The organism is Pandoraea apista (assembly GCF_001465595.2).
Classification (GTDB): domain Bacteria; phylum Pseudomonadota; class Gammaproteobacteria; order Burkholderiales; family Burkholderiaceae; genus Pandoraea; species Pandoraea apista.
Genome location: NZ_CP013481.2, coordinates 5,486,681 through 5,493,967 on the forward strand (window position 1 = coordinate 5,486,681; position 7,287 = coordinate 5,493,967).

Here is a 7,287-nt window from a genome sequence, read left to right on the forward strand (position 1 = left end):
TCTCGCGGCAGGCACCCCCACCTCACACTCAGGAGAAAGCGCATGACGGCACGCGAGCATGCACGTCTGGCCGCCCATGACGCGGTGACTGCCAACACCGGCCTGCGCAGCGATGCCGCCGACAATGGCGCGCGGCGCCGCGACGCAGGTCCGACCGGCGCGTTCCCGTCACTCTGGTCGGCCACCGCGACGCCCGCATTGGAGACGCCCCCGCTCCACGCGTCGCGACGCGTGGACGTGGCGGTGATCGGCGGCGGGTTCACAGGGGTTTCGGCTGCGCTTCATCTGGCTGAAGCTGGCGTCGACGTTTGTGTGCTCGACGCCGGTGAGCCCGGATGGGGCGCGTCGGGGCGAAATGGCGGTCAGGTGATTCCGGGGCTCAAGCATGATCCGGATGCGCTCATGAAGTGCTTTCCGGGGGAGCAGGGCGTCGCGCTCGTCGACATGATTGGCGGGGCGGCCGACGTCGTCTTCGACCTGATTGCGCGCTACGGCATCGACTGCGACGCACGGCGCGAAGGCTGGATACAGCCTGCGCATTCTGCCGCGATGCTGGCGGCCCAAAGCATCCGCGTCGCGCAATGGCACACGCTCGGGGCCCCCGTCGAGATGCTTGATCGTGATGCCGTGACATCACGCATCGGTAGCCCCATCTACCAGGGCGGCTGGATCGACCGGCGCGCGGGCAGCCTGCATCCGCTGAATTATCTGCGAGGCCTGGTACGCGCAGCGACCGGGCAAGGTGCGACGATTCACGGGAACACACGGGTGACCGGTCTGCGAGCGGTGGCGGGGCGCTGGCAGGTAAGCACGTCGTCAGGCCATACGCTCGACGCGGCGCGTGTGCTGATCGCGACCAACGGATATACCGGCGACCTATGGCCCGGGCTGCGCCGTACCTTAATTGCTGCAAACAGCTTCATTGTCGCTACGGCACCGTTGCCGGAGCACATTGCGGCCACTGTACTGCCAGGCGGCGAAGTTGCCTCCGATGCGCGGCGCCTGTTGCTGTACTTTCGCAAGGACGCAGCGGGCCGATTGCTGCTCGGCGGCCGCGGCTCGTTCTCGGACCCCAACTCGCCGAGCGCATGGCAGCATCTCGAGCGCGCACTGGTTCGTCTGTTTCCGCAGACGCAGGGCGTGCCCATCGAGTATCGCTGGGCGGGGCGTGTGGCGGTGACACCGGACGCGATGCCGCACGTTCACACGCCAGCCCCCGGTCTGACGATCTCACTCGGCTACAACGGCCGCGGTATCGCCATGGCGACTACGCTCGGGCGTGAACTGGCAGGACACCTGGCCGGGCGCTCGGCATTGCGCTTCCCGGTTACGCCCATCCGGCCGATTCCCTTCCATAGCTTGCAGCGCCTGTATTTTTCAGCTGCGGTTAACTGGTATCGCGTGCTCGATCGGTTGAGTTGAATTGTAGTGGTCAACCTTTTCCGGACACGGCGTTGAGTTTCTCGTCAGCTACCGCCAGAACCAAGCAGGTGAAAGAAATTGGCTCGAAGCAAAGCCGCAGAGCCCTTAGCGAAAAAGCCCTGTAAATCATAGATCTACAGGGCTTTCGCATTTGGTGGCAATTCAGGGACTCGAACCCTGAACCTGCGGATTATCATTCCGCGGCCGCACTCTCATAGAGCATGGTGCTCAACGCGTAGGTCAGTCGCAAAACTGTGGCGCCAGTCGCACTTTCTCTGGCGCCCTACGGCTACACAACCAATCAAACGTCGATATTCCCTGCACGCAGCGCGTTCGACTCGATGAATGCGCGGCGCGGTTCCACGTCGTCACCCATCAGCGTGGTGAAGATGCCGTCTGCCGCAATCGCATCTTCGATCTGCACACGCAACAGGCGGCGCATTGTCGGGTCCATCGTGGTCTCCCACAACTGTTCCGCGTTCATTTCGCCCAGACCCTTGTAGCGCTGCTTCGAGACCTTGCTCTCCGCATCGGCCATCAGCCACTTCATCGCCGACTTGAAGTTCGTCACCGTCTGCGAACGCTCGCCACGCTTGATCGTGGCGCCTTCGCCAATCAAACCCTTGAACGTCTCGGCCGTCTTCTGCAACTGCGCATAGTCCGCCGTTTGCAAGAAGTCCTGATCGATCACCGTCACTTTCACGTTGCCGTGGTGGCGACGCTCCACACGCAACGACGGCACCGGTTCGGCATTCTCGACGTCTTCCATCACCGCCGTGATCGTGATCTCCGGCGCAAGCGGATCGTTGCTCAGTGCCGCTTCAAGCGCCTTGGCCGACGCCTGGGCCGACGCCTCGGTGTCGAGATTGATCTCGACGCCTTCGGTCACCGCCGTCAGTACCGACGACTCGTAAATGCGGCTCAGACGCTCGATCACGCCATCGGACAACTGGTAGCTGCGCGTCAGCTCGCCCAATGCATCGCCCGAAATCGGCGCGGCACCGGTCGTCGGCGTCAGCTCGGCATTGTTCAGCGCAAGCTTCAGCATGTACTGCCCCAGCTCACTCTCGTCCTTGATGTATCGCTCGTCCTTGTTGTGCTTGATCTTGTACAGCGGCGGTTGCGCGATGTACACGTAGCCACGCTCGATCAGCTCCGGCACCTGACGGTACAGGAACGTCAGCAACAGCGTACGGATGTGCGCGCCGTCCACGTCAGCATCGGTCATGATGATGATGCGGTGATAACGCAGCTTGTCGATGTTGTAGTCGTCCTTGCCGATACCGCAACCCAGCGCGGTAATCAGCGTCACGATCTGCTCGCTCGAAATCAGCTTGTCGAAACGCGCCTTCTCAACGTTCAGCACCTTGCCGCGCAGCGGCAAAATCGCCTGGAACTTACGGTCGCGACCCTGCTTCGCCGAACCGCCTGCCGAGTCGCCCTCGACCACGTAGATCTCGCACAGCGCCGGGTCCTTCTCCTGGCAATCCGCCAGCTTGCCCGGCAGGCCAACGCCATCGAGCACGCCCTTACGACGCGTCATTTCACGCGCCTTACGCGCCGCGTCGCGCGCACGCGCCGCCTCCACGATCTTGCCGCAGATGATCTTCGCGTCGTTCGGCGTTTCCTGCAAAAACTCTTCCAGCGCCTTCGCCACGTATTCTTCCACCGGCGCACGCACTTCCGACGACACCAGCTTGTCCTTCGTCTGCGACGAGAACTTCGGCTCCGGCACCTTCACCGACAACACGCACGTAAGACCTTCGCGCATGTCGTCGCCAGTGGTCTCGACCTTGGCCTTCTTCGCCAGTTCGTTCTCGTCGATGTACTTGTTGATGATGCGGGTCATCGCCGCACGCAGCCCGGTCAAGTGCGAGCCACCGTCACGCTGCGGAATGTTGTTCGTGAAACACAGCACCGTTTCGTTGTAGCTGTCGTTCCACTGCATGGCGACTTCCACGCCGATACCGTCGCGCTCGCCCGTGACGTGGAAGATTGTCGGGTGCAGCACCGACTTCGACTTGTTGATGTATTCAACAAAGCCCTTCACGCCGCCGCCGAATGCGAAATCGTCTTCCTTGCCCGTGCGTTGATCCGTCAGACGAATCCGAACACCGTTGTTCAGGAAGGACAGCTCGCGCATGCGCTTGGCGAGAATGTCGTAGTGGAATTCGACCTTGCCGAAGATCGTTTCGTCGGCCAGGAAGTGCACTTCGGTACCACGCTTGTCGGTATCGCCCAGCAGCTTCAGCGGCGACGTCTCGACCCCGTCCACGATTTCCAGCTCGCGGTTCTGCGGCACGCCACGGTGGAATTCCATGAAGTGCTTCTTGCCGTCACGGCGCACGGTCAGCTTCAGGTACGTGGAGAGCGCGTTCACGCACGACACGCCCACGCCGTGCAGACCGCCGGACACCTTGTAGCTGTTCTGGTCGAACTTGCCGCCCGCGTGCAACTCGGTCATCACGATTTCCGCAGCGCTACGCTTCGGCTCGTGCTTGTCGTCGAATTTGATGCCCGTGGGAATGCCGCGACCGTTGTCCGTCACGGAAATGGAATTGTCCGCGTGAATGATCACGTGGATGTCATCGCAGTAACCCGCAAGCGCTTCGTCGATCGAGTTGTCCAGCACCTCGAATACCAGGTGATGCAGGCCCGTGCCGTCCGACGTGTCGCCAATGTACATGCCGGGACGCTTGCGCACAGCCTCCAGACCTTCGAGGATCTGGATGGAGGCTGCACCATAGCCGCTATCGGCCTGCTTTTGCTGTTCGCTCATGACAATCTTCCGGTTACTGCGTCAATAACTGACGAATTACTGCTTCATGACCCGCCACCTCCGCGCGCTTTTGGCGCTGCAAAGGCAGGCTTATCCCGCAAAAGGATAATTCTCTAGAAACGCCAAAGGGGCGCTCGGCCCCTTCGCGCATATGACGGCGCGTATGGCGGAATATCCGCTCAAATGCGCATCGGCATGACGACGTACTTGAATTCGTCGTTGTCCGGCAAGGTGATCAGGGCGCTCGAGTTCGCATCGCCCAGACTCACCTTCACCTGTTCGACCTTGAGGTTCGACAGCACGTCGAGCAGGTACGTCACGTTAAAGCCGATATCCACCGACTCACCCGTGTAATCGATTTCGAGTTCTTCCTGCGCTTCTTCGGTTTCCGCGTTGTTCGCGCTGATCTTCAGCAGGTTCTCGCTCACCAGGAAACGCACACCCTTGAACTTGTCCGAAGTCACGATGGCCGCACGCTGCAACGAGCGATGCAACTCTTCGCGGCTGATGACGAAGCTCTTGTTGTAACCCTTCGGAATCACGCGATTGAAGTCGGGGAACTTGCCCTCGACCAGCTTCGACACCAGCTCGATCTTCGCAAAAGTGAATTTGACCTGGCTCGGCGCCACGTCGATCTTCACCTTGTCGTCGATGTCCTCGAGCAGACGCTGCAACTCGAGAATCGTCTTGCGCGGGATGATGACTTCCTGACGCGCAAAATTCTCACCCTCGATCGTGGTGTTGCAATACGCCAGACGGTGACCGTCCGTTGCCACCGCTTCGATCTTCGCGCCCTCGACCACGAGGAGCATGCCGTTCAGGTAGTAACGGATGTCCTGCTGCGCCATCGCGAAATGCACCATCGCCAGCAATTGACGCAGGGCGCGCTGCGGCAGCTCGAAGCTCGCGGCGTACTCCTTCGCCGCAGCCACGGTCGGGAAATCTTCGGCCGCCAGTGTCAGCAACTGGAAACGGCTCTTGCCCGCCTGCACCGTCAGACGCTTATCCGACAGCGAGAGCGCCACTTCGGCGTCCGGCATGTTGCGCAGGATGTCGAGCAGCTTGCGGGCAGCCACGGTCGTCGCCACATCGTCGGCGCCGGCACCGTAATCGGCGGTAGTCGTGATCTGCAATTCAAGATCGGTCGACAGGAAGGAAATGTCCTGTCCTTGCTTGCGAATGAGCAAATTGGCCAGAATCGGCAACGTATGGCGACGCTCGACGATGCCACTCACAATTTGCAGCGGCCGCAGCAGATTGTCTCGTTGAGTTTTGACCAATTGCATATTTATCCTTCGTAGTAACTGTTAACGGGTATCAGTTTCTGCTGAAAACCCGAAGATTCCCTTATCAATCAATCGCTTGTGGAAGGGATAACAGGGCGGAAAACGCTGTGGACGAACAGGGGACGCATTGTGCGCCGATCCGCTATTGTGCCCGAAAACGCCAGTTCCCCCCAAACCGCACCCAGCTTATCCACAGGGATGCAGGCAACCCCGCCCGCCACCCTGAGTTTTCGCCGGTTTTTACCCCTTGAGCGTCTGCTCCAGTACGTGCAACTCGTGATTGAGCTGCGCGTCCTTGCCTCGCTCTTCCGCAATCTTGCGTACCGCGTGCAGCACCGTCGTATGGTCGCGTCCACCGAACAGTTCGCCGATTTCCGGCAGACTCTTCTGTGTCAGTTCCTTTGCCAGATACATTGCAATCTGACGCGGCCTCGCAATATTGGCAGGCCGCTTTTTCGAATACATGTCGGCGACCTTGATATTGTAAAAATCAGCCACCGTCTTTTGAATGTTTTCGACAGAAATCTGACGATTCTGAACCGTCAGCAGATCTTTCAGCGCTTCCTTCGTCAGTTCGATGGTGATTTCTCGACCATGGAACTTCGAGTACGCGAGAATCTTGCGCAGTGCGCCTTCGAGCTCACGCACGTTCGAGCGCAAATGCTTGCCGACGAAGAATGCGACGTCTTCCGACAGGCCCACCCCCTCGGCCTGCGCCTTCTTGATAAGAATCGCTACCCGCATTTCCAGCTCGGGCGGCTCGATGGCCACCGTCAGCCCGGAATCGAAACGCGAAATCAGGCGATCGTCGATTCCGGTGATCTCCTTCGGGTACGTATCGCTAGTGATGATCACCTGCGCACGGTTCGCGATGAGCGCCTCGAACGCATAGAAGAATTCTTCCTGCGTACGGCTCTTGCCCGAAAAGAACTGAATATCGTCGATCAGCAGCAGGTCGAGCGAGTGGTAATAGCGCTTGAATTCATCGAATGCCTTGCGCTGGTATGCCTTGACCACGTCGGACACGTACTGCTCGGCGTGGATGTACCGAATGCGCGGATTCTGCTTTTCCGCCAGCAACTGGTTGCCGATGGCGTGGATCAAGTGAGTCTTACCCAGACCGACGCCGCCGTACAGGAACAACGGGTTATACGACGTGCCCGGATTGTTCGCGACCTGAATCGCCGCGGCACGGGCGAGCTGGTTCGACTTACCCGTCACGAAATTATCGAAGGTCAACACGGGGTTGAGCTTTGAGCGCTCGTAGATCGACTCGACTTCGCCCAACTGCACCGGCTCTTGGGGCGTGACCCGCCAATTTCGGCGCACCGCCTCGGCTTCGCTCGCTTCCAGATCGGGACGCTCGCCGTCGAGCGACGCCGCCTCGGCCCCATTCCCGCCATTCCCGCCATGTCCACCATGCGCGCCAGCCACCGCCGCCTGTGCGGCCGCCGACGCCGGATTGGCACGCGCGACGCTGGCCGGCACCGGTGCGGCGCTCGGCGCGGGCGCCGGGGAGGGGGCAGGGGTCGACGACGGTACCCGCATGCCGGCCTTCGGATCAAGCACGAACGTCACCTCGATCGGTGCGTTCCAGTAGTCCGCCGCCATACTCTGGATTCGCCCGGAGAACTGGCTCTTCACCCAATCCAGCTTGAAGCGGTTGGGGGCGCCAATCTTGAGCGTGCGCGCCTGTTCATCGAAGTCGAGCGGCGCCAGCGGTTTGATCCAGGTGCGGAATTGCTGGGGCGTCAGCTCTTGTTCGAGACGGGTCGCGCAGTGTTGCCAGAAGTCGTTCAT

The 7,287-nt window shown here is 60.6% G+C and carries 4 protein-coding genes; 1 reads left to right on the forward strand and 3 read right to left on the reverse strand.

All coding sequences use genetic code 11. The features are described from left to right. The first annotated feature begins 42 nt into the window (after window positions 1-42). On the forward strand, window positions 43-1,422 hold the full coding sequence (locus tag AT395_RS24780; RefSeq protein WP_082164712.1) for an NAD(P)/FAD-dependent oxidoreductase: 1,380 nt from the start codon (window positions 43-45) through the stop codon (window positions 1,420-1,422). Between the two features lie 301 nt (window positions 1,423-1,723). Here the strand turns inward: AT395_RS24780 and gyrB are convergent, their stop codons facing one another. The 3 genes from gyrB to dnaA form a co-directional block, all read right to left on the reverse strand. After that, the gene (gyrB, locus tag AT395_RS24785) at window positions 1,724-4,201 is read right to left on the reverse strand and encodes a DNA topoisomerase (ATP-hydrolyzing) subunit B (protein ID WP_048628404.1); all 2,478 of its coding nucleotides are present in this window, start codon (window positions 4,199-4,201) and stop codon (window positions 1,724-1,726) included. A 179-nt stretch (window positions 4,202-4,380) separates the two neighbouring features. Next, window positions 4,381-5,487, reverse strand: a complete 1,107-nt coding sequence (gene dnaN / locus AT395_RS24790; protein WP_042113692.1) for a DNA polymerase III subunit beta — start codon at window positions 5,485-5,487, stop codon at window positions 4,381-4,383. Window positions 5,488-5,727: 240 nt separating this feature from the next. Beyond that, window positions 5,728-7,287, reverse strand: coding sequence for a chromosomal replication initiator protein DnaA (gene dnaA, locus AT395_RS24795; RefSeq protein WP_042113690.1), 1,560 nt, complete (start codon window positions 7,285-7,287; stop codon window positions 5,728-5,730).